The following is a 275-nucleotide window of genomic DNA, read 5'->3' on the forward strand; positions in this document are numbered from 1 at the left end:
GTGGATGAAGGCCCGCGAAGCCGTCGCGGCACAGGAGAAATCGTTCACAGACATCCTGACCAAGCGCGGACTGTCGTTGCGCACGGACCTCCTGAAATCCTTGGTGAACTGGGTCAGCCCTGACTTTGCGCATACCCGGTTCAACACGCGCTACTTCGCGGCTACTGTTCCCGTGAATCAGCAGCCGAGCATTCTGGCGAGCAAGGGTGTGTGGGGGCGTTGGGTGTGCGTGGCCGATGCCATTGCCTTGCGGGACACCACGGCCTTGGGCGACG

1 protein-coding gene is annotated in these 275 nt (G+C 62.2%); it reads left to right on the forward strand.

Annotated features, from left to right (window positions below; genetic code table 11):
- The coding region (locus tag SB679_RS24110) for a hypothetical protein (RefSeq protein WP_410704767.1) at positions 1-275 on the forward strand (275 nt) is incomplete at both ends.

This window comes from Chryseobacterium sp. SIMBA_029 (assembly GCF_046535275.1).
Lineage (GTDB): Bacteria > Bacteroidota > Bacteroidia > Flavobacteriales > Weeksellaceae > Chryseobacterium.